This window comes from Pseudomonas sp. R4-15 (assembly GCF_055768815.1).
The window spans coordinates 3,202,794-3,222,926 of record NZ_CM147293.1; the positions used below are offsets into that span (position 1 = coordinate 3,202,794).

The 20,133-nt window shown below is 66.3% G+C and carries 17 protein-coding genes; 3 read left to right on the plus strand and 14 right to left on the minus strand.

What is annotated here, in order from left to right; translation table 11 throughout:
- Position 1: 1 nt before the first annotated feature.
- Positions 2 to 1,186 (minus strand): MFS transporter, encoded by a 1,185-nt coding sequence (locus ACYRGX_RS15275; RefSeq protein ID WP_473053311.1) that lies wholly within the window; start codon positions 1,184 to 1,186, stop codon positions 2 to 4.
- Positions 1,183 to 2,376: a serine hydrolase domain-containing protein gene (locus ACYRGX_RS15280; protein WP_473053312.1), complete on the minus strand. Its 1,194-nt coding sequence runs from the start codon at positions 2,374 to 2,376 to the stop codon at positions 1,183 to 1,185. The genes ACYRGX_RS15275 and ACYRGX_RS15280 overlap by 4 nt, the downstream gene beginning before the upstream one ends.
- Before the next feature lie 115 nt (positions 2,377 to 2,491).
- On the opposite strand from ACYRGX_RS15280, the gene ACYRGX_RS15285 reads away from it, so the two are divergent.
- Positions 2,492 to 3,382, plus strand: a complete 891-nt coding sequence (locus ACYRGX_RS15285) for a LysR family transcriptional regulator (RefSeq protein ID WP_473053313.1) — start codon at positions 2,492 to 2,494, stop codon at positions 3,380 to 3,382.
- Between the two features lie 4 nt (positions 3,383 to 3,386).
- On the opposite strand, the gene ACYRGX_RS15290 is transcribed toward ACYRGX_RS15285, so the two are convergent.
- The 5 genes from ACYRGX_RS15290 to ACYRGX_RS15310 form a co-directional block, all read right to left on the minus strand.
- Complete coding sequence (locus ACYRGX_RS15290; RefSeq protein ID WP_473053314.1) at positions 3,387 to 5,171, minus strand: UvrD-helicase domain-containing protein; 1,785 nt, start codon at positions 5,169 to 5,171, stop codon at positions 3,387 to 3,389.
- Between the two features lie 77 nt (positions 5,172 to 5,248).
- Positions 5,249 to 6,949 (minus strand): HAD-IIB family hydrolase, encoded by a 1,701-nt coding sequence (locus tag ACYRGX_RS15295; RefSeq protein ID WP_473053315.1) that lies wholly within the window; start codon positions 6,947 to 6,949, stop codon positions 5,249 to 5,251.
- 80 nt (positions 6,950 to 7,029) lie between these two features.
- The gene (locus ACYRGX_RS15300) at positions 7,030 to 7,383 is read right to left on the minus strand and encodes an FKBP-type peptidyl-prolyl cis-trans isomerase (protein ID WP_473053316.1); all 354 of its coding nucleotides are present in this window, start codon (positions 7,381 to 7,383) and stop codon (positions 7,030 to 7,032) included.
- Entirely contained in the window at positions 7,380 to 8,765 is a 1,386-nt protein-coding gene (cysS, locus tag ACYRGX_RS15305) for a cysteine--tRNA ligase (RefSeq protein WP_473053317.1), read from the minus strand. The genes ACYRGX_RS15300 and cysS overlap by 4 nt, the downstream gene beginning before the upstream one ends.
- Complete coding sequence (locus ACYRGX_RS15310) at positions 8,765 to 10,438, minus strand: glutamine--tRNA ligase/YqeY domain fusion protein (protein ID WP_473053318.1); 1,674 nt, start codon at positions 10,436 to 10,438, stop codon at positions 8,765 to 8,767. The genes cysS and ACYRGX_RS15310 overlap by 1 nt, the downstream gene beginning before the upstream one ends.
- 119 nt (positions 10,439 to 10,557) lie before the next feature.
- On the opposite strand from ACYRGX_RS15310, the gene ACYRGX_RS15315 reads away from it, so the two are divergent.
- Both ACYRGX_RS15315 and lpxH read left to right on the plus strand, forming a co-directional pair.
- Entirely contained in the window at positions 10,558 to 11,055 is a 498-nt protein-coding gene (locus tag ACYRGX_RS15315; protein WP_473053319.1) for a peptidylprolyl isomerase, read from the plus strand.
- An 8-nt stretch (positions 11,056 to 11,063) separates the two neighbouring features.
- Positions 11,064 to 11,795, plus strand: coding sequence for a UDP-2,3-diacylglucosamine diphosphatase (lpxH, locus tag ACYRGX_RS15320; RefSeq protein ID WP_473053320.1), 732 nt, complete (start codon positions 11,064 to 11,066; stop codon positions 11,793 to 11,795).
- 2 nt (positions 11,796 to 11,797) lie between these two features.
- Here lpxH and ACYRGX_RS15325 read toward each other — a convergent pair whose 3' ends face one another.
- From ACYRGX_RS15325 to ttcA, 7 genes are all read right to left on the minus strand, one after another.
- On the minus strand, positions 11,798 to 12,760 hold the full coding sequence (locus ACYRGX_RS15325) for a glucokinase (RefSeq protein WP_473056704.1): 963 nt from the start codon (positions 12,758 to 12,760) through the stop codon (positions 11,798 to 11,800).
- Entirely contained in the window at positions 12,757 to 14,583 is a 1,827-nt protein-coding gene (gene edd, locus ACYRGX_RS15330) for a phosphogluconate dehydratase (protein ID WP_473053321.1), read from the minus strand. The genes ACYRGX_RS15325 and edd overlap by 4 nt, the downstream gene beginning before the upstream one ends.
- 111 nt (positions 14,584 to 14,694) lie before the next feature.
- Positions 14,695 to 15,219: a C40 family peptidase gene (locus ACYRGX_RS15335; protein ID WP_473053322.1), complete on the minus strand. Its 525-nt coding sequence runs from the start codon at positions 15,217 to 15,219 to the stop codon at positions 14,695 to 14,697.
- A 69-nt stretch (positions 15,220 to 15,288) separates the two neighbouring features.
- Positions 15,289 to 15,933, minus strand: a complete 645-nt coding sequence (locus ACYRGX_RS15340) for a C40 family peptidase (protein ID WP_473053323.1) — start codon at positions 15,931 to 15,933, stop codon at positions 15,289 to 15,291.
- Between the two features lie 236 nt (positions 15,934 to 16,169).
- On the minus strand, positions 16,170 to 16,844 hold the full coding sequence (locus ACYRGX_RS15345; RefSeq protein ID WP_473053324.1) for a DNA-3-methyladenine glycosylase I: 675 nt from the start codon (positions 16,842 to 16,844) through the stop codon (positions 16,170 to 16,172).
- A gap of 19 nt (positions 16,845 to 16,863) precedes the next feature.
- A complete protein-coding gene (bglX, locus tag ACYRGX_RS15350; protein ID WP_473053325.1) occupies positions 16,864 to 19,185 on the minus strand; it encodes a beta-glucosidase BglX in 2,322 nt (773 codons plus the stop codon).
- A 51-nt stretch (positions 19,186 to 19,236) separates the two neighbouring features.
- Positions 19,237 to 20,064: a tRNA 2-thiocytidine(32) synthetase TtcA gene (gene ttcA / locus ACYRGX_RS15355; protein ID WP_473053326.1), complete on the minus strand. Its 828-nt coding sequence runs from the start codon at positions 20,062 to 20,064 to the stop codon at positions 19,237 to 19,239.
- Between the last annotated feature and the right edge of the window lie 69 nt (positions 20,065 to 20,133).

Genomic DNA, 20,133 nt, shown 5'->3' on the forward strand with positions numbered 1-20,133 from the left:
TTCACGACCCGATCACCTCAGCGACAGACGCAGACGCCGGAAAGCCCCGAACCCTGGAGCGCCAGACCGTTACCAGCGTCGCCGCCAGCAATACCAGCAGGACCGGCGCGAAACTCCCGACACCCCAGCGTTCGAGCAATACGCCGCCCAGCAGGCCGCCGCCCGCGATCGCCGTGTTCCATACGGTGACCAACATGGATTGGGCGATATCTGCCGCTTCGCCAGCGGTCTTCGCCAGCGCCGTTTGGAACAACGTCGCCGCACCGCCAAAAGCCAGCCCCCAGCCAGCCACCGCCGCATGCACCACGATGGGTTCACCGCCGCCAACGCCCAACGCCAGAGCGGCGATAGCGAACACGGCAGTGGCGGCCAGGCTCAGCGCACGCAGGTGCTGGTCGATCAGCGTGCCGATGATCCAGATACCCAGCAGCGAGCTGATACCGAACACCAGCAGCACCACATCCGTTCGCTCGGCCATGCCGGTCGCCGCCAGGAACGGCGCGATGTAGGTGTAGAGAAGGTTATGCGCCAGGACGAAGGTCAGCACCGCGAACAGCACCGGACGCACGCCGGCGCGGCTGAACACCCGACGCAGTGACAGCCGCCTGGTCCGCGGCTGCCCGGCGAAGTCCGGCAACCGGATGCTGACCCACAGCATGAGCACCAGGGCCAGTACGCTCATGCTGCCAAAGCAAGCCCGCCAGCCGACCAGGTTGCCGAAGAAGGTGCCCGCCGGTACGCCCAGCGACAGCGCCAGTGGCGTACCGACCATTGCAATGGCGATGGCGCGGCCTTTCTGTTCTTCGGGCACCATGCGCGCGGCATAGCCTGCCAACAACGCCCACAACAAGCCGGCCGAAACACCCGCGAGGAAGCGCGCCAGCATCGTCAGGAGATAGCTGCCGGAAACCGTCGTAACGCTATTGGCCACGACGAAACCGGCGATGGCCACCTGCAACAGAGGGCGCCGGCGCATGCCCTGCGTGATCGTGGTCAGGGGTATCGCCGCCACCAGCGAGCCGATGGCATAGATCGTCACGGTCTGCCCGACCCAGGCCTCGGATACCGCCAGGCCCTGCGCCATCTGCGGCAGCAGCCCGGCGGGCAGTGCCTCGGTGAGAATGGTGATGAAGGCTGCCATCGCCAGAGCCAGCAATGCCCCCAGAGGCAGGCGTTCAGCGCTCATTGACCGGCCTCCAGCGCGCCATAGACGGCGTCGCGCAGGTCGCCGACGAAGCGGCCGGTCATCCCCTCGTAGAGGGTGTTGGTAAAGGCGACGACGCTCAGGCGCCGGGCGCGATCCACGAACCAGGCGTGCCCGTAGGCACCACCCCAGCGCCAGGTGCCTGGCGACTCCGGAGACGCGGCCTGCGCCGGGTCGCGCAGGACCGAGAAACCCAGCCCGAAACCGAAGCCAGGCGCCCCCGGCAATTCTCGCCCTCCGGTTTGATCCCGACCCATCTCCGCGACCAGATCGCTGGGCAGCAACGCGCCCTGCTCCTGGCGCAGGGCCTCCAGCAGGCGCAGCAGGTCCTCCGCGGTCCCCGCCATGCCCGCGCCCGCGGACGGAAATGCCTGCGAATCGAAGATACGCGAGGGGCTGAAGGTAATCCCCACGGTGCCCTCGAAGACCGGGACCGTCTCCCCCTCGGCCAGCCGATGCGGCCTCGGTGTGTCGCTCACGTAGGCGGTCGCCACGCGCTGGGGATCGTTCGCGGAAAATCCCGTATCGAGCATCCCCAGCGGTGCAGTCACCAGTTGCCTCACCGTTTCTTCCAGCGACGCGCCATGGACCCGTGCGATCAGCGCACCCAGCACATCCGTCGCCAATGAATAGCCCCACGACGTACCCGGCTCGTAAAGCAGCGGCACGCTGGCGAGACGACGCAGATTTTCCTCCAGGCTGATGCCAGAGGCATCCATGCCGTCCGACACACCGGCCCGGGCGTAAGGGCCGGCCGCACTGCTTTCGAGAAAGCGATAGCCAAGACCGGCCGTATGGCTGAGCAACTGCCGCGGCGTGATGCGGGCGCGGCGACCGTCCGCCAAGCGCGGCTCGAACTCGGGCAACCAGTTTCGGATGTCAGCGTCCAGCTCGAGCCGCCCGTGCGCCACCAGCACCAGGGCCGCCGTGGCAACGATGGGCTTGCTCACCGACGCCAGCCGAAACAGCGTATCGGCCCTCATGGGTCGTGCGCTTTCACGGTCGGCGAAACCCGCGGCCTGACGGTGAACCAGCTCACCGTCGCGCGCCACCAGAACGACGCAGCCCACCAGTCGCTGCGCATCGAGCGCCTGCTGAACGGTGTCACGCAGGCGCTGACCGAGCTGCTCCGCTGGGACGCCTTTGGCTAGGCAAAATGGGGGATTCGTCATGGCCAATCACTCGACTCAAGGGATGAGGCCTCACGATAAAAATCCCTCGATTAAAGAAAAAGCAGGCTACAGTTCCTGTTTAAACGGATATTAAGGTCCGCAATCGAGCAGCAAGATGGACAGCCTGAATAGCTTCGTGGTGTTCGTACAGGTCGCCGAGACACGCAGTTTCGTCGCTGCTGGCCGGCTCCTGGGTGTCTCGGCCTCGGCCGTCGGCAAGAGCGTGGCGCGACTGGAGGAGAAGCTGGGGGTACGCCTGTTTCACCGCAGCACGCGCAGTATCACGCTCACCGCCGAGGGCACCCTGTTCCTCGAGCGCAGTCGACGCATCCTGGCCGAGATCGAGGCGGCAGAACTGGAGCTGTCGCAGGCCAGCGCCGCGCCCCGTGGACGTTTGCGCGTAAGCCTTCCCCTCGTCAGCTCGCTGGTACTGCCCGTGCTCGGCGAGTTCATGCGCGAGTACCCCGAAATCGAGCTGGACCTGGACTTCACCGACCGGATGGTCGATGTGATCGAGGAGGGTTTCGATGCCGTGGTGCGCGCGGGCGAGCCAAGCGATTCGCGCCTCACGGCGCGTAGACTGGGCACCTTCCGCTTGGTACTGGTCGCCTCGCCCGACTACCTGGAACGACGCGGCGTGCCTCAAGCACCGAGCGACCTGCTACGGCACACCTGCCTGCACTACCGCTTCCCCACCAGCGGCAAGTTGGAAACCTGGGCGTTGCGGCAGGAGCCCGGCGCAGCGGACCTGCAATTGCCTACCTCGATGATCTGCAACAACATCGAGACGCGGCTGTGCTTTGCGCTACAAGGGCTGGGAATCGCCTATCTACCGGACTTCGCCATCCGCGAGCCATTGGCCGACGGCCGTCTTCGCCTCCTCCTCGCGGACCGCATGGAGCGCACGGGGACCTTCCACATACTCTGGCCTGCGAGCAAGCACCCCTCGCCGAAGGTGCGGGCGCTGGTGGACTTCCTCTGCGCACGGGTGTTTCCAGGGGCCTAGGGTGCTATTCCAGCAAGGCGCAGGCACCCTGGCGCTGGCGGGTATACCAGAGCACCCGGCGCGCGCCGCGGGTCACCGCGACATAGGCCAGGCGCAGGCTCTCATCGGCCATCGCCTCGTCGTAGCCGCCACGGAACCACCCGCAGTGACGGTACAACGCATCGCGCAGCGGGTGCGCCAGCGGCGGCTGGCAATCGTCGAGGACGATCGCCACACTGCCCTGCAGCCCCTTGGCCCGGTGAATGGTCATCGCCTGCACGGGCAATGCCTTGTCCAGGGCTTGGGTGACCTTGCGCAACGATTCGTTGCGCCGCGACAGCAACAGCAGGCGCTCGCCTTCGCCGAGGCGCCGGCATTGCCTGGTGATCTCCTCCAGCAGCAGCGGCAGATCGCGCTCGAGCTGAAAATCGGATACCACGCGTACGCCATGATCGCCACGGCGAGTCGCCAGAGCGGCGCGACAGCTCTTCTCACGCTTGTAGCGAACCGGCTCGATCAACCGAGCCGCATCGCGGATCACCCGCTCGACACAGCGGTAGTTGGTTTCCAGCAGCAGCACGCGGCTGCGTGTGCGACCCTGCCGTGGAAAATGCCGGTCGAAGTCGGCGAACAGTTGCGGCGAACTGCCCCGCCAGCCGTAGATCGACTGCCAGTCATCGCCGATCGCCATCAGGCTCGGCGGCTCACCGGCCCGCGCCAGCGCGCCGTGCAACGCCGCCAGCCAGGCGACGATACGCGGCGAAACGTCCTGGAATTCGTCGATCAGCAGATGCTGCATCGGCAACAGCAGTGCCAAGGACACCTGGTCCTTTTGCAGCCGCTGCTCCAGCGCGGCGAAGGCGCGATCGAAGCTCATCAGCCCCTCGGCCTCCAGGCGCTGCTCGAAGAACGGCCAGAACTGCGCCAGTAGACGCAGGAAGTCGCGCTCGGCGGCGGGCAGTCCAGGCCGCTCGGCGAGCGCAGCCGGCTCGAGCCCCAGGCTCATGGCGAACCCGGCTTGCGCGTACAGGGCCTCGGGGAGACTCTGGGCCCGAGCCTCCCCGGCCAACTGCACGCGCCCGTCCGGCGCCAGCGCGCCCGCCCGTTCGGCGAAGTCCGGCGACTGCTGCCTGAGCACGTCGAACGCCTCCTCCAGCATGCGCGACTGCCCCGCCGCCAGGCGTCCGCCGGCCATTGGGTTATCCGCTTCGCCGCGCCGCCCCAGTTGCTCGAACCAGGCCGGATCGGCAAGCACCCCGCGCGCCATGCCGACCATCAGCGAATGGAAGGTCCGCACGCACTGGCGCGCCTGTCGAGCGCTCAGCGGCTGCCCCCAGAACGCCATCAGTTGACCGAGGCGCTCGCGCAACTCGGCGCATGAGGCGTTGGTGAAGGAAATCAGCGTGAGCCGGTCGACCGCGATGCCCCGATGGCAGAGCAGGAACAGCACCCGCAGCAACAGGCTGCTGGACTTGCCGGAGCCGGCACCGGCGAATACGCGCAGCGACGGGTCGCGCGCCAGGATCATCGCCCATTGCTCGTCCGAGGGCGCGCCGATCAAGCCCGCCGCGACCGCCTGCGCAACCTTCTCGCGCATCGCCGTTTCCGCAGCCGCATTCGCCGGCCAGCGCCGCCCGGAGTGGATGCCCACAGGCGCTTCGGACGGCGTCTTGGGCTTGGCGGGCCTGCGCTTGGCGCGCGAAGCAGGCGCCGCAGGTTCATCGCCGCGCAGGTAGGCCGTGGTTCGCGGAAAGCAGCGCACCAGGGTTGCCTGCAGCGAACGACGGCAGCGCGAGAAGAGTTTGTCCATGGACCGCCCTGCAAAGCGCAGGTCATTGATTCATCGGACAAAAATGATACCCGACAGAAGCGGTCGAGGTCGCGCTTTCAGTCCTCCACGGCGATGGCTGGTGCCGCCAGGGTATAACGCTCCTGCAACAGACGGCGGATACGCCACAAGCTCTGCGCGGCCTCCAGTTCGCCCTGATGCTCGATGGCCTGCGTCTGCCGTGCGAGGACATCGTCATGGATGATGCGCCTGAACCAGGCCGAATAATCCCCCGCCCGCAGGTGCCGCAGCCAATCCTCCGGCGCCAGCTGCGCGGCCAGTTCCAGGAACTCACCCAGATTCCGCGCACGCTTGCCCAATGTCGGGAAGTAGAACGCCGACCAGTAGCCCACATCGCCACAGGCGTACTTGCCGCAATGGCGATGGTGCTCCTGCTGCGCGGCCGCACTCAGCAAACGACGCGGCGCCTGGCCCAGGCGCCAGAACAGGAACTCGCCTTCGCCCAGCGGTGCCAGGGACTCCGGGACTTCGCGCCCGACACGTTGGGCGAACAGCCGCAGCAACTCCGCCGCCGTGCTGCCCATGGTCATCACCACGTCCACTTCCTGCAGGACCTCGGCGTCGAGCATGTCCGGGCTGAGCGTCACCAGCAAACCACCGGCACCGGCACGCGCCGTAGGACCCGGGCTGTCGCCGAACCCCGGCAGTGTGTAGTGCGCCTCGTCGATCACCAGCCAGTGCGGACGCCCGGAGCGTGCGCGCATCTGCCGCAGCGCCGGCGCCAGGTCGGCGAACAACGCCTGGCGCGCATCGGCGCCCAGCGCCACGGTGTTCACCACCACGCTGATATCCGCCTGCAGCAGCGAGTGCAATGCCTGCTCCGTCGTAGGCGCCTCGCCGGCACCGCCCACGGTCAGCGCATGTTCCAGCGGCTGGTAGTCGCCCTCCGGATCGATGATGCAGAACTCGAAGCCACGCGCATGCATGCGCTCGCTGAGCAGCGTCACGTAGCTGGACTTGCCGCAGCCGGAGTTGCCCAGCAGCAGCGCCACGTCGAACGGAAACAGGTAGACCGCTTCCTCCTGCCGGGCATGCCCGGCGACGATGCCGCGGCGAGGCTCGGGAAGCAGCGCGGCGTCCTCGACGAGGATGCGCTCGATCAGCTCGACGATGCCCCGCCCGTGGTCCCCCGCCAGGCGAATGTCCACCATCTCACGCAGCGCCGGCAGCGCGTTGGCCACCGCGGCGCTGCCGCCGCACACGCTGAGGAAGGCGTGGTCGTTTTCCGCGTCCCCCACCGCCACCAGGTTCATCGCCGAGAGGTCCAGCTCGCGTAGCGCGCGACGCAACCCGGAGGCCTTGTTGACGCCGCTGGGCAGAATCATGATGGCGTCCTTGTTGAACAGCATGTGCAGATCCAGGCCCAGCTCGCGGATCGCCTCCATCACCGTGTGTTCGTGGGGCTTCCAGGTGGCGATGATCGAGCGTCCCACCGAAATGGGCGCCACACCGGCCTGCTCCAGACGCTGCACCAGAGCCGCCGGCGCCGCGTCGGCGAGCATCAGTTCGCGGCCGCTGGCCGGCTCGTAGAGCAGCGCGCCGTTCTCCGCGACGATGCAATCGAAGAGATCCAGGTGGGCGCAGGCATGCCGCAGGTCAGTGAGTTCACGGCCCGTCACCAGCAGCAGACGCCGCCCGCTCTCGCGCAGACGCCGCAAGGCGGCCAGGGTCTCGGCGTCGACGTAGCCGTGTTCGGCAAGGGTGCCGTCGTAATCGACGGCCAGCGCGAGGATGTACATCGCAAAGCCCACCCAGAGAGAAGGGACATCCGACGTTCAACCATAGTTGTTCGAACGCCGTCTGTCCCGCCGGGTGCGCGTCAGTCGTCGCGGGTGAGAACTTCCAGTAGTTCGATCTCGAACTGCAGATCGGAATGCGGCGCGATGTGCGCACCGACCTGGCGCTCGCCATAGGCCAGTGCGGCGGGCACGAACAGCCGGCGCTTGCCGCCGACGCGCATGCCCATCAGACCCAGGTCCCAACCCTTGATGACGCGGCCGGTGCCGATCACGCACTGGAACGGCCGGCCCTTCTCGATGGAAGAGTCGAACACCGTGCCGTCGACCAGAGTGCCGTGGTAATGGGTGGTGATCAGCGCGCCCTTGACCGCCGCCTTGCCCTCGCCGAGGGCCAGGTCCTCGACGATCAGGCCCGACTCGCTGGCCGCCGTCATTCGGCCACGCGCCAGGTGGTGCCGCCCTTGCCGTCTTCCAGTACCACACCCATGGCGGTGAGCTGGTCGCGGATGCGGTCGGACTCGGCCCAGTTCTTCTCGGCACGTGCCGCCAGGCGTGCGGCGATCAGTGCCTCGACCTCGGCGGCATCGACCTTGCCTTCGGCGCCGGCCTGGAGGAACGCCTCGGGTTCGAGCTGCAGCACACCGAGCACCTCGGCCAGGCGACGCAGTTGCGCAGCCAGCGCCGCGGCGGCCGCCAGGTCGGCGTCACGCAGGCGGTTCACTTCGCGGACCATCTCGAACAGCACGGCGCAGGCCTCGGGGCTGTTGAAGTCGTCGTCCATCGCCGCCGTGAAGCGCTCGACGAAGGCGTCGCCGCCCGCCGGCGCCGCATCGGGCAGGCCCTTGAGCGCATGATAGAAGCGCTCCAGCGCGCCCTTGGCCTCGCGCAGGCTGTCCTCGGAATAGTTGATCGGGCTGCGGTAGTGGCTGGAGACCAGCAGGTAGCGCACCACCTCGGGATGGTACTTCTCCAGCACCTCGCGGATGGTGAAGAAGTTGCCCAGGCTCTTGGACATCTTCTCGCCGTCCACGCGCACCGCACCGGCATGCATCCAGGCCGCCGCGTAGGGTTTTCCGGTGGCGGCTTCGCTCTGCGCGATCTCGTTCTCGTGGTGCGGGAACACCAGGTCCGGGCCGCCGCCATGGATGTCGAAGGTATCGCCCAGGCAGCAGGTGGACATCACCGAGCATTCGATGTGCCAGCCCGGACGCCCCTTGCCCCAGGGCGAATCCCAGCTCGGCTCGCCGGGCTTGGCGCCCTTCCAGAGCACGAAGTCCAGCGGATCTTCCTTGGCTTCGCCCGGCTCGATGCGCGCGCCGATCTTCAGGTCCTCGATCTTGCGCCGCGACAGCTTGCCGTAGCCCTCGAACTTGCCGACCCGGTAATAGACGTCTCCGTTGCCAGGGGCGTAGGCATAGCCCTTGTCGATCAGCGTCTGGATCATCTCGTGCATGCCGGGAATGTGCCCGGTGGCCCGCGGTTCCTGGTCCGGACGCAGCACCGAGAGACGCGCCTCGTCTTCGTGCATGGCACCGATCATGCGCTCCACCAGCGCCTCGAACGGCTCGCCGTTGTCGTTGGCGCGGCGGATGATCTTGTCGTCCACGTCGGTGATGTTGCGTACGTAGGTCAGCTCGTAGCCGCTATGTCGCAGCCAGCGGGCGACCACATCGAAGGCCACCATCACCCGCGCATGACCGATGTGGCAGAAGTCGTAGACGGTCATGCCGCAGACGTACATGCGCACGCTGTTGCCGAGCAGCGGCGTGAACGGTTCCTTGGTCTTGCTCAGCGTGTTGTAGAGCGACAGCGCCATTACTTGCCACCCCAGGAGTCACGCAGGGTCACGGTACGGTTGAAGACCAGCGCGCCCGGCTTGCTGTCCTTGGCATCGACGCAGAAGTAGCCTTCGCGCTCGAACTGGAAACGCTCCCCGGGCTGCGCGGCGGCCAGCGACGGCTCCGCGCGGCAGCCGCTGAGCACCTGCAGCGAATCGGGGTTGATGTTGTCGAGGAAGCTGCCGCCCTCTTCCGCCTTCTCCGGGTTGGCCGAGCGGAACAGGCGGTCGTAGAGGCGCACTTCGCACTCAACGCTGTCGCTGGCGGAGACCCAGTGGATCACGCCCTTGACCTTGCGCCCGACCGGGTTGGCGCCGAGGGTCTCGAGATCGACGCTGCAACGCAGTTCGACCAGGTTGCCGTCGGCATCCTTGACCATCTCGTCGGCGCGCATCACGTAGGCGCCGCGCAGGCGCACCTCGCCACCGAGGGTCAGGCGCTTGTAGCCGGGCGGCGGCACTTCCTCGAAGTCGGCCGCGTCGATGTAGATCTCGCGGTCGAAGGCCAACTGACGCACACCCATGTCCTGCTTCGGATGGCACGGCAGCTCCAGCGCATCGCGCTGACCTTCGGGCAGGTTGGTGATGGTCACCTTGAGCGGCTTGAGCACGCACATGGCGCGCGGCGCGTTGGCGTCCAGATCTTCGCGGATGGCGAACTCGAGCATGCCGATGTCGACCACCCCACCGGCGCGGTTGACGCCGATCATGTCGCAGAAATTGCGGATCGACGCCGGGGTGTAGCCGCGGCGGCGGTAGCCGGAGAGCGTGGACATGCGCGGATCATCCCAACCGCCGACGTGCTTCTCATCCACGAGTTGCTTGAGCTTGCGCTTGCTGGTGACGGTGTAGTTCAGGTTGAGGCGGGCGAATTCGTACTGGCGCGGCGTGGCAGGCACCGGCAGGTTCTCCAGGAACCATTCGTAGAGCGGACGATGGTCCTCGAACTCCAGGGTGCAGATCGAATGGGTGACCCCCTCGATGGCATCCGACTGACCGTGGGTGAAGTCGTAGCTGGGATAGATGCACCACTTGTCGCCGGTCTGGTGGTGATGGGCGTGGCGGATGCGGTAGAGGATCGGGTCGCGCAGGTTCATGTTCGGCGCGGACATATCGATCTTGGCACGCAAGGCTCGGGCGCCGTCGGGAAACTCGCCAGCGCGCATGCGGGCGAACAGTTCCAGGTTCTCTTCCACCGAACGCTCGCGGAAGGGGCTGTTGCGGCCGGGTTCGGTCAGCGTGCCGCGGTATTCGCGGGCCTCATCCGGCGACAGGTCGCAGACGTAGGCCTTGCCCTCGCGGATCAGGTGCAGCGCCCATTCGTGCAGTTGGTCGAAGTAGTCCGAGGCGTAGTGCTCCTCGCCGGCCCAGGTGAAGCCCAGCCACTGTACGTCGGCCTTGATGGCGTCGATGTACTCCTGGTCTTCCTTGGCCGGGTTGGTGTCGTCGAAGCGCAGGTTGCAGGCGCCGCCGAACTCCTCGGCCAGCCCGAAGTTCAGGCAGATCGACTTGGCGTGGCCGATGTGCAGGTAGCCGTTGGGCTCCGGCGGGAAGCGGGTGACGATCTTCGCGTGCTTACCGGAGGCCAGGTCGGCCTGAACGATCGGACGGAGGAAGTTGGCGGCAGCGGGCGTCTCGGGCTTGGTGCTCATGGTGTCCTTGGATACTGGCGTGGCCACGGGTAGGCCGCGGAAAACGAAACCCGTATCATAGCCGAAGCTGTCAAGTGCCTGACAGACCTCCGATTTCCACTCTTCGACGGAAAACTGCCATGATCAAGCTGCACACCAACCACGGCGTCATCACCCTCAAGCTGTTCGCCGACAAGGCGCCGAAGACCGCCGCGAACTTCGAGGAGTACGTCAAGGCCGGTCACTACGACGGTACCGTGTTCCATCGCGTGATCGGCAATTTCATGATTCAGGGCGGTGGCTTCGAACCGGGCATGAAGCAGAAACCCACCCGCGCTCCGATCGAGAACGAAGCCAACAACGGCGTCTCGAACAAGGTCGGCACCGTCGCCATGGCCCGCACCATGGACCCGCACTCGGCCAGCGCGCAGTTCTTCATCAACGTCGCCGACAACACCTTCCTCGACCACACCGCGCCGACCACCCAGGGCTGGGGCTACGCCGTGTTCGGTGAAGTGGTCGACGGCATGGACGTGGTCAACGCCATCAAGGGCGTGCGCACCACCTCCAAGGCCGGCCACCAGGACGTGCCCGCCGAAGACGTGATCATCGAGAAGGCCGAAGTCGTCGAGGACTGAGTCGCTCGATGAGCGTTCTGTTCATCTCCGACCTGCACCTGCAGGAAGAACGCCCGGACATCACCCGGGCGTTTCTGCATTTCCTCGCCGAGCGGGCGCGGTACGCCAAGGCGCTGTATATCCTCGGCGACTTCTTCGACGCCTGGATCGGCGACGACGGTGCCACGCCCTTCCAGCTGGGCATCGCCGATGCCCTGGCCGAGCTGAGTCGCGGTGGCACCCGTGTGTATCTGATGCACGGCAACCGCGACTTCCTCATTGGCCAGCGCTTCTGCCGCCGGGCTGGCGCCACCTTGCTGCCCGACCCGACACGCATCGAGCTGGATCACCAGGCGTTGCTGCTCTCCCACGGCGATGCCCTGTGTACCCGTGACGAAGGCTACATGCGCCTGCGCCGCTGGCTGCGCAACCCGCTGTCGCTGTTCCTGCTGCGTCATCTGCCGTTGTCGGCACGGCGCAAGCTGGCGCGCAAGCTGCGCAGCGAAAGCCGCGCGCAGACGCGCATGAAGGCCAGCGACATCGTCGACGTCACCCCTGAGGAAATCGCGCCACTGATGCAACGCTTCGGCGTGCACACGCTGATCCATGGCCACACCCACCGTCCCGCCGAGCATCGCATCAGCGTCGGCGGCGCTGCGGCGCTGCGTATAGTACTGGGCGACTGGGATCGACTGGGCTGGGTATTGGAAGCGCGCGACGGAACGCTGCAGTTGCAATCCTTCCCCATCGAAGCGGGCTGACTTCAGCCCGCCTCACGCGCCTGTTGCAGGCTCAGGCCTGCCCCCAGCAGGCCGGGATGCGTAGCCGTGACCAAGAACACCGGAACACGGCCGCAGTACTCGCTCATCGCGCCCTTGTCGAGGAAACCACGGCGAAAGCCACTGGCCCGGAAGAACTCGGCGAAGCGCGGTACCACGCCCCCGGCGATATAGACGCCGCCCTGGGCCCCCAGGTTGAGTACGGCATTGCCGGCCACGCGCCCCAGCCAGACGCAGAAACGTTCGAGCACCTCGCAAGCCAGCGGATCACCCGCCAGCGCCGCCTCGGTCACCTGGCCCGGCGTCTGCAACTCTGGGACCTGGCCCCGTAGCGCGCAGCAGGCGCGGTACAGGCGCAGCAATCCCGAGCCGCTGAGCACGCGCTCGGCATCGATGCGCCCCTCCTTGCGGTAGAGGTACTCCCAGATCGCCGCCTCCTCCGGCTCGGCCACCGGCAGATCGACGTGCCCGCCCTCTCCCGGCAGGCTCATCCAGCGTCCACCACGCAACGGCAGCAGCCCGGAGACACCCAGTCCGGTGCCAGGCCCGATCACCAACCTTGGGCGCCCCGCCTCCGCCTTGCCCGCCAGGATCGGCAGCAACTCATCCTCGGACAAGGCCGGAATCGCCAGCGCCATGGCGGAAAAGTCGTTCACCAGCAGCAGCCTCTGCAACCCCAGCTCGCGACAGAACGCGCGGCGACCCAGGGTCCAGGCATTGTTGGTGAAGCGGAACAGGTCGCCGTCCACCGGCCCGGCGCAGGCCAGGCACACGTCGGCGACCTCGTCCAGGCCGACGCCCGCCTGTGCCAGATAGGCACGCACGGCGGCCTCGGGCGTCGCATGCTCGGCCACCCGCAGCACACCGATATGTAGTAGCGTCTCATCCCGCCACAGGGCGAAGCGCGCGTTGGTCCCGCCGATATCGCCCACCAACCCGAACATCAGTCCAGCGCCTCCAACGAGTCCGCGAACGCGCTGGCGCCGCGATCGGCCGGACTGAAGGCCCCACGCATGAAGGCGAACAGCTCGCGCCCGCAACCCACGCCGGTGCCCGTCGGTGGCGCGGTCGGCGTTCGCGCCGCCAGCTCTTCGTCGGAGAGCAATACACTCAGCGTGCCGCGCTCGCCATCGAGGCGCAGCGGATCGCCGTCGCGCAGCAGCGCCAGCGGGCCGCCATCGAGCGCCTCAGGGCACACATGGATCGCCGCCGGCACCTTGCCGGAGGCACCGGACATACGCCCGTCGGTGACCAGCGCAACCTTGAAGCCACGATCCTGCAGGACACCGAGGAAGGGGGTGAGCTTATGCAGTTCCGGCATGCCGTTGGCCTTCGGCCCCTGGAACCGCACCACCGCGATGAAGTCCTGCTCGAGCTCGCCGGCCTTGAACGCCGCGGCCAGCTCCGCCTGGTCGGCGAAGACCCGTGCCGGCGCTTCCACCACGCGGTGTTCCGGCGCCACCGCCGAGACCTTCATCATCCCGCGCCCCAGGTTGCCCTGCATCAGGCGCAAGCCACCCTCGGCCGAGAAGGGCTCGCTGGCAGGCCGCAGGATATCGCTATTCAGGCTCTGCATTGGCGCCTGCCGCCAGACCAGTCGCTCGCCATCGAGGAAGGGCTCCTCCAGGTAGCGGGAAAGCCCAGGACCGGCCACCGTTTTCACATCCTCATGCAGCAATCCCGCCTCGAGCAGCGTGCGCACCATATAGTTGACGCCGCCAGCGGCATGGAAGGCGTTCACGTCTTCCTTACCGTTGGGATAGACACGCGCCAACAGGGGCGTCACCGCGGAGATCTCGGCCATGTCCTCCCAGGTCAGCAGGATACCGGCCGCACGTGCCAGGGCCGGGATATGCAGCGTATGGTTGGTGGAGCCACCGGTGGCGTTGAGGGCGACCACGGCATTGACGATGGCCTTCTCGTCCACCACCTCGCACAGCGGCGTGAACTCGCCGGCCTGGCGCGTCAGCCGGGTGACCTGCCGGGCGGCTTCCTGGGTCAGTGCATCGCGCAGCGGCGTATATGGGTTGACGAACGAGGAGCCAGGCAGTTGCAGGCCCATCACCTCGACCATCATCTGATTGGTGTTGGCGGTGCCGTAGAACGTACAGGTGCCCGGGCTGTGGTAGGACTTCATCTCCGATTCCAGCAGCTCCTCGCGAGTGACCTTGCCCTCGGCGAAGCGCTGGCGGACCTCGGCCTTCTCCTTGTTGGAGATGCCCGAGGGCATCGGCCCACCGGGCACGAAGAGCACCGGCAAATGCCCGAAGCGCAAAGCGCCGATCAGCAGCCCTGGGACGATCTTGTCGCAGATTCCCAGACACAACGCGGCATCGAACATGTTGTGCGAGAGCGCTACCGCGGTGGACATGGCGATCACCTCGCGGCTCGCCAGACTCAACTCCATCCCGGCCTCGCCCTGGGTCACGCCATCGCACATCGCGGGCACACCACCGGCGAACTGGCCCACGTGGCCCATCTCGTGCAGCGCCTGCTTGATCAGCGGCGGAAAGTGCTGGTACGGCTCATGGGCCGAGAGCATGTCGTTGTAGGCCGAGACGATGGCCACGTTGACCTGCTCCATCATCCGCAGCGCTTGCTTGTCTTCCGCGCCGCAGCCCGCCACGCCATGGGCGAAGTTGGCGCATTGCAGATGGCCACGCAGCGGCCCTTGGGCGGCGGTTTCGTGCATCTGGCGCAGATAGCGTTCACGGGTGGCCCGGCTGCGCTCGATCAGCCGTTGGGTCACCTCGAGGATTCGCGGGTGCATGCTCATCTCCTGTCACGGGGCGCTGTGCGTTCGACAGCCCTAGGGCGGTTTTCTTCCGCGCTGCTGTGACCTTAACGCACGCAGGAAGGAAATGTGCTGTCTACCGAGGCGCTAGTTGTTCGCCAGGTGGTTATTCGCAATGACCCGCATGCCGCCGAGCCAGGCGTTCTGCCAGTAACGATTGGACAGGTAGTCCAGGCGCACCGTACCGCCGCTGGAAGGTGCATGCACGAAGCGGCCTTCGCCGACGTAGATACCGGCGTGGCTGACGCTGCTGCCGCCGGCGGTGGCGAAGAACACCAGGTCGCCGGGCTGCAGGGCATCACGCTTGATCTCCGGCAGGTCCATCCGCGCCAGGTCGCGAGTGGTGCGCGGCAGGCCGATACCCGCCGCATCGCGGTAGACGAAGCCGATCAGGCCGCTGCAATCGAAGCCGCCGTCGGGCGTGTTGCCGCCATAGCGATAAGGCGTACCGACCAAGCCGATGGCACGGAACAACACGTCATTGGAGTTCGGGGAGAACTGCCCAACCGGCACGACAACGCGAGGCTGGGGCGGCGGCGTCGAGGGCCGGGATGAACAGGCGGCGATGAGCGCGAGGCTGCAGAGCAGCAGCGGGCGGGCCTTGGCATGCATTGGCAGGGTTCCTGGCCGAGTTTGCGCTACTCTGCCGTCTCGCTGTCGATGTCGCAAGGCGCGCGCAACTTAGCGCGCGCGGACCAGGCTCTGCTGGGTCGGCGCCAGGGCGAGAATGCGCTTGGCTTCCATGTAGCTGGCACGCCAATAGGCTTCGTCGAGGCTGTCGATGCGCACGCCACCGCCACGCTTGCTGGCGGAGTGGATGAACTGGTCGTCGCCGATATAGATGCCGGCGTGGCTGACACGACCACGGCCACGGTTGTTGAAGAACAGGACATCGCCCGGCTTGAGATCGGCGCGCGCTACGACCGGCGCCTCGAACTTGATCATCTCGCGGGTCGAACGCGGCAACTGCATGCCCGCTTCTTCGCGGAACAGGTAGTTGATGAAGCCGCTGCAATCGAAACCGGTCTTGGTGGAACCGCCGCCGTAGCGATAGGGGGTGCCAACCAGCTCGAAGCCACGTTCGAGGATACTGTCGGCAAGTACCGGCAAGGCATAGGGCGTGGCGTCGGTGATCGAGGAGAAGTCTTCTTCCGCTTCCGGCGCCTGCTCGAAGGCATTGCGCAACTGGCGGTAATCGTCGGAGGTACGAGTCGTCTTGGCCCGGCTCTGCGGCATCGTCGGATTGGCTGCGACGGCGCCATCGTCGGTCGCCGCGATGTGCTGAGCATGGGGCACGGCGCAACCGGTGGCGAGCAAAGTGAGCATCAGGGGCACGAGGGGTGCGAAGCGCTTACGCATGGGCACAGCCGTGTCAGTCGAAAATGATCGCGCGACTATGCCTTCCATCGAGGCGATTTGCAAATTCTATCGTGGAACTTTGTGACTTTCTTGTAACCCCGCCCCATCTAAGCGCCTTCGTACACCCTCCGGATGCCGCGGAATCGAGGTGCAATCCCCCGGCAATCGACGAAAAAAGGTGCGACAACCGGTCTCAGACCCGGTCAGTGGTTGACCGTATACGCCAACATCATCGATAGCTGGCACAGTGGCACCCCGCCGCTCTGCTCATGCCACTGGTTGAAAGCCCCCTGCACCTGGGCCAGATCGCGCAGGCTGGTCGGCGCCTTGTCGACGATGCCCTGGGCCTTGAGTGCGGCGACGACATCCTCGGTCGGCACGAAGGTGTCCTTGCCGACCATGCGCAAAAAGCGCGGAGCCGAGAGCCCGCCGAGCTGGTTGCCGCGCTTGGCCAGCAGCTTCCACAGACCGACCACATCATTCACCGGCCAGTCGGCGATGAAGGCGCCGAAGCTACCGTACTCACGCGCCAGGTCGAGCACCATCTGCGCGTTGCGCGGCACGCTGGAGAGCTTGCCCAGGTGCCGGATCAGCCGCGTGTCCTGCATCATCCGTTCGAGATGGTCGCCCGTCATCAGCACCACCTTCTGCGGATCGAAGCCGAAGAAGACTTCCTCGAAGGCCGGCCACTTGGCGTCCACCAGGCTGTGCTTGAGCCCCGCGCGGAAGATCCGCAGGCTGAGTTGCGAGAGATAGCGGTCATCGCTCATGGCGCGCAACTGCGCCGCATCGCGCGGCTGCGGCAGCTGCGCGCGCAACGCAACCTCGGAGCCGAACCGGTTCAGGCAGTATTCGTGCAGCCAGCGATAGTCGTGCATCCGTTCTCCTCAGGTCCGCTCAACGCAGGGTGAATTCGGCGCCTTGCAGCGTCTGCGAATCGAGGCCGAGCATGACCCGAAACGCTCCCGGCTCTGCGACGCGCTGCATTTGCGCGTTGTAGAACGCCAGGTCCTCGCGACCGATTTCGAAGCTCAACTCGCGGCGCTCGCCGGGCGCCAGCTCGACGCGCTGGAAGCCACGCAAGTCTTTCTCCGGACGCGCGATCGATGCCTGCAGATCGCCCACGTAGAGCTGCACGACGGTAGCCCCGGGACGCTTGCCGGTGTTCTCGATCCAGGCCGAGACACGCAGGCGCTGGTCGCCACTGAGGGTCTTGCCCGACAGCGTCGGCGCGGAGAGCTGGAAGTGGGTGTAGCTCAGCCCATAACCGAACGGCAGCAAGGGCCCGAAGGCGTCGTCGAAATAATGCGAGGTGTACTTGTTCGGATTTTCCGGGTTGTAGGGACGACCGATGCGCGGCGGGTTGTAGTAGATCGGAATCTGCCCGACCGAACGCGGGAAGGTCATCGCCAGCTTGCCGCTGGGGTTGACGTCGCCGAACAGCGTCTCGGCCACCGCACGACCGCCCTCGGTCCCCGGGAACCAGGCTTCGAGCACCGCGTCGGCCATCTCCAGCTCCGGGCCGATCGACAGCGGGCGACCGTTGAGCAGGACCACCACCAGCGGTTTGCCGGTCGCCTTCAGGGCGCGCAGCAGGCTGCGCTGGGTCTGCGGTACATCGAGGTTGGAGCGGCTGGAGGACTCATGGGCCATGCCGCGCGACTCGCCCAGCACGGCGACCACCACGTCGGCGTTGCGGGCATTGGCCACGGCCTCGTCGATCATCTGCTGCGCCGGACGCGGGTCGACTTCGACCGTCTGCTCGTACTGGTTGAGGAAGTGCAGGATGCGCGGATCGTCGGTCAGGTTGGCGCCCTTGGCCAGGCTCACCTCGGCCTGCTTGCCCAGCAGATCGCGCAGGCCCTGGTAGACGCTCACTGCCTGGCGTGCGTAACCATCCGCGGACCAACTGCCGATGATGTCCTGGCCGCTGTCGGCCAGCGGACCGACCAGAGCGATGCGACCCTGCTTGGCCAGCGGCAACAGTTCCTTATCGTTCTTCAGCAACACCAGGCTCTTGCGCGCCACCTGCAGCGCCGCCTCGCGATGCATGCGCGATTCGGCGTGGGTATCCTCCGGATCGCTGCCCTCGGGACCCAGGCGCCGCCAGGGGTTGGCGAACAGTCCCAGTCGGTATTTGGTCAGCAGCACGTCGCGACAGGCCGCATCCACTTCGGCCTCGGACACCTGGCCATCGCGCACCAGCTTCGGCAACTCGCGATGGAAGTAGTCGTCGCTCATGTCCATCTCGATGCCAGCATCGAGCGCCAGCTTCGAGGACTCCGAGGCGCTCCCGGAGACACCGTACTTCTGCAGTTCGTAGATGGCGCCGTGGTCGCTCATCACCAGGCCGTCGAAGCCCCACTGCTTGCGCAACAGGTCGCGCAGCAACCAGCGATTCGCCGACGAGGGCACGCCGTTGATGCCGCTCAGCGCCACCATCACCGCGCCGGCTCCGGCGTCCACCGCGGCCTTGTAGGGCGGCAGGTACTCCTGGAACATGCGCTGCGGGCTCATGTCGACCATGTTGTAGTCGCGCCCGCCTTCCACCGCGCCGTACAGCGCGAAGTGCTTGAACACCGCCATGATCGAATCGGACGCGGCGAGATCGTCGCCCTGGTAGCCGTGTACCAGCGCCCGGGCATACTGGGAGATCAGGTAGGGATCTTCGCCGAAACCTTCGGAAACCCGTCCCCAGCGCGGCTCGCGGCTCACATCGAGCATCGGCGAGAAGGTCATGTCCAGGCCATCGGCCGCCGCCTCCACCGCCGAAATGCGCGCGCTGAGCTCGACGCTCTGCGGGTCCCAGCTGCTGGCCATGCCCAGGCTGATCGGGAACACCGTGCGATGGCCGTGGGTGACGTCGTAGGCGAAGAACAGCGGAATGCCCAGGCGACTTTTCAGCGCGGCCTGTTGCAAGGCTCGAATCTGCTGCGGCACCACGGTGTTGAACACCCCACCGGCCTGCCCGGCCTGGGCGTCGGCCAATGCCTGCTCGCGCGGATAGTCCGGACCGATGCTGACCAGGCGCAACTGGTCGATCTTCTCTTCCAGTGTCATGCGCGCCAGCAAGGCGTCGACGAAGCGCTGCGCTTGCGCGTCCGGCGTGGCGGCCCGCGCGAGCGGCGTCATCACGGACAGGCACAGGGCCAGGAACAGCGCTGAAGCCCAGGGGAGGCCGTCACGCGGGACTGCGCGCAGTGGGGTAATACGGGACATGCCGAAAGACTCCGCGAGAACGCTAGGGACCAGGACGTGCTGGCGTATGGATTACAGACTCATGACATCGACGAAACGCGGCGTGGCGTCCTCATCGATACGCAGACTGGCGAAGTCGAACAGGTTGCGGTCGGCCAGTTGCGAGGGATGCACGTTCTGCAGCGCGCGGAACATGATCTCGGTGCGCCCCGGACTGCTGCGTTCCCAGCCCTGCAACATTTCCTTGACCACCTGGCGCTGCAGATTCTCCTGAGAGCCGCACAGATTGCACGGAATGATGGGGAATTCGCGTAGCTGGGCGTAGGCTTCGATGTCCTTCTCGCTGCAGTAAGCCAGCGGACGGATCACCACGTTGCGGCCATCGTCGGAGCGCAACTTGGGCGGCATCGCCTTGAGGGTGCCACCGTAGAACAGGTTGAGGAAGAACGTCTCGACGATGTCGTCGCGGTGGTGCCCCAGGGCCATCTTGGTCGCACCGATCTCGTCGGCGAAGGTGTACAGCGTGCCGCGGCGCAAACGCGAGCACAGCGAGCAGGTCGTCTTGCCCTCCGGGATCTTCTCCTTCACCACCGAGTAGGTGTCCTTCTCGATGATGTGGTACTCGACGCCCAGCTCCGCCAGATACTGCGGCAGCACGTGCTCAGGGAAGCCCGGCTGTTTCTGGTCCATGTTCACCGCGACGATCTCGAAACGGATCGGCGCCACCTTCTGCAGGTAGAGCAGAATATCCAGCAGGGTGTAGCTATCCTTGCCACCGGACAGGCAGACCATGACCTTGTCGCCATCTTCGATCATCCTGAAGTCACCGACAGCCTCGCCGACCAGGCGACGCAAGCGTTTCTGCAGTTTGTTCTGATTGACCGAAAGGGAGCTGCCCATGATGCATCGAGTCCGCGGTGAAGCCGAAAAGGTCGGGCATCTTACGCCGAAATACGCCGCGCCCCCAGC

Coding starts and splice junctions, on each gene's coding strand:
- ACYRGX_RS15285 (WP_473053313.1), top strand. CDS start 2,492: ATGGACAGCCTGAATAGCTTCGTGGTGTTCGTACAGGTCGCCGAGACA.
- ACYRGX_RS15295 (WP_473053315.1), bottom strand. CDS start 6,949: ATGTACATCCTCGCGCTGGCCGTCGATTACGACGGCACCCTTGCCGAA.
- ACYRGX_RS15280 (WP_473053312.1), bottom strand. CDS start 2,376: ATGACGAATCCCCCATTTTGCCTAGCCAAAGGCGTCCCAGCGGAGCAG.
- bglX (WP_473053325.1), bottom strand. CDS start 19,185: ATGTCCCGTATTACCCCACTGCGCGCAGTCCCGCGTGACGGCCTCCCC.
- ACYRGX_RS15310 (WP_473053318.1), bottom strand. CDS start 10,438: ATGAGCACCAAGCCCGAGACGCCCGCTGCCGCCAACTTCCTCCGTCCG.
- ACYRGX_RS15300 (WP_473053316.1), bottom strand. CDS start 7,383: ATGACGGCGGCCAGCGAGTCGGGCCTGATCGTCGAGGACCTGGCCCTC.
- ACYRGX_RS15290 (WP_473053314.1), bottom strand. CDS start 5,171: ATGGACAAACTCTTCTCGCGCTGCCGTCGTTCGCTGCAGGCAACCCTG.
- ACYRGX_RS15340 (WP_473053323.1), bottom strand. CDS start 15,933: ATGCTCACTTTGCTCGCCACCGGTTGCGCCGTGCCCCATGCTCAGCAC.
- ttcA (WP_473053326.1), bottom strand. CDS start 20,064: ATGGGCAGCTCCCTTTCGGTCAATCAGAACAAACTGCAGAAACGCTTG.
- edd (WP_473053321.1), bottom strand. CDS start 14,583: ATGCACCCGCGAATCCTCGAGGTGACCCAACGGCTGATCGAGCGCAGC.
- ACYRGX_RS15315 (WP_473053319.1), top strand. CDS start 10,558: ATGATCAAGCTGCACACCAACCACGGCGTCATCACCCTCAAGCTGTTC.
- cysS (WP_473053317.1), bottom strand. CDS start 8,765: ATGGCGCTGTCGCTCTACAACACGCTGAGCAAGACCAAGGAACCGTTC.
- ACYRGX_RS15275 (WP_473053311.1), bottom strand. CDS start 1,186: ATGAGCGCTGAACGCCTGCCTCTGGGGGCATTGCTGGCTCTGGCGATG.
- ACYRGX_RS15345 (WP_473053324.1), bottom strand. CDS start 16,844: ATGCACGACTATCGCTGGCTGCACGAATACTGCCTGAACCGGTTCGGC.
- lpxH (WP_473053320.1), top strand. CDS start 11,064: ATGAGCGTTCTGTTCATCTCCGACCTGCACCTGCAGGAAGAACGCCCG.
- ACYRGX_RS15335 (WP_473053322.1), bottom strand. CDS start 15,219: ATGCATGCCAAGGCCCGCCCGCTGCTGCTCTGCAGCCTCGCGCTCATC.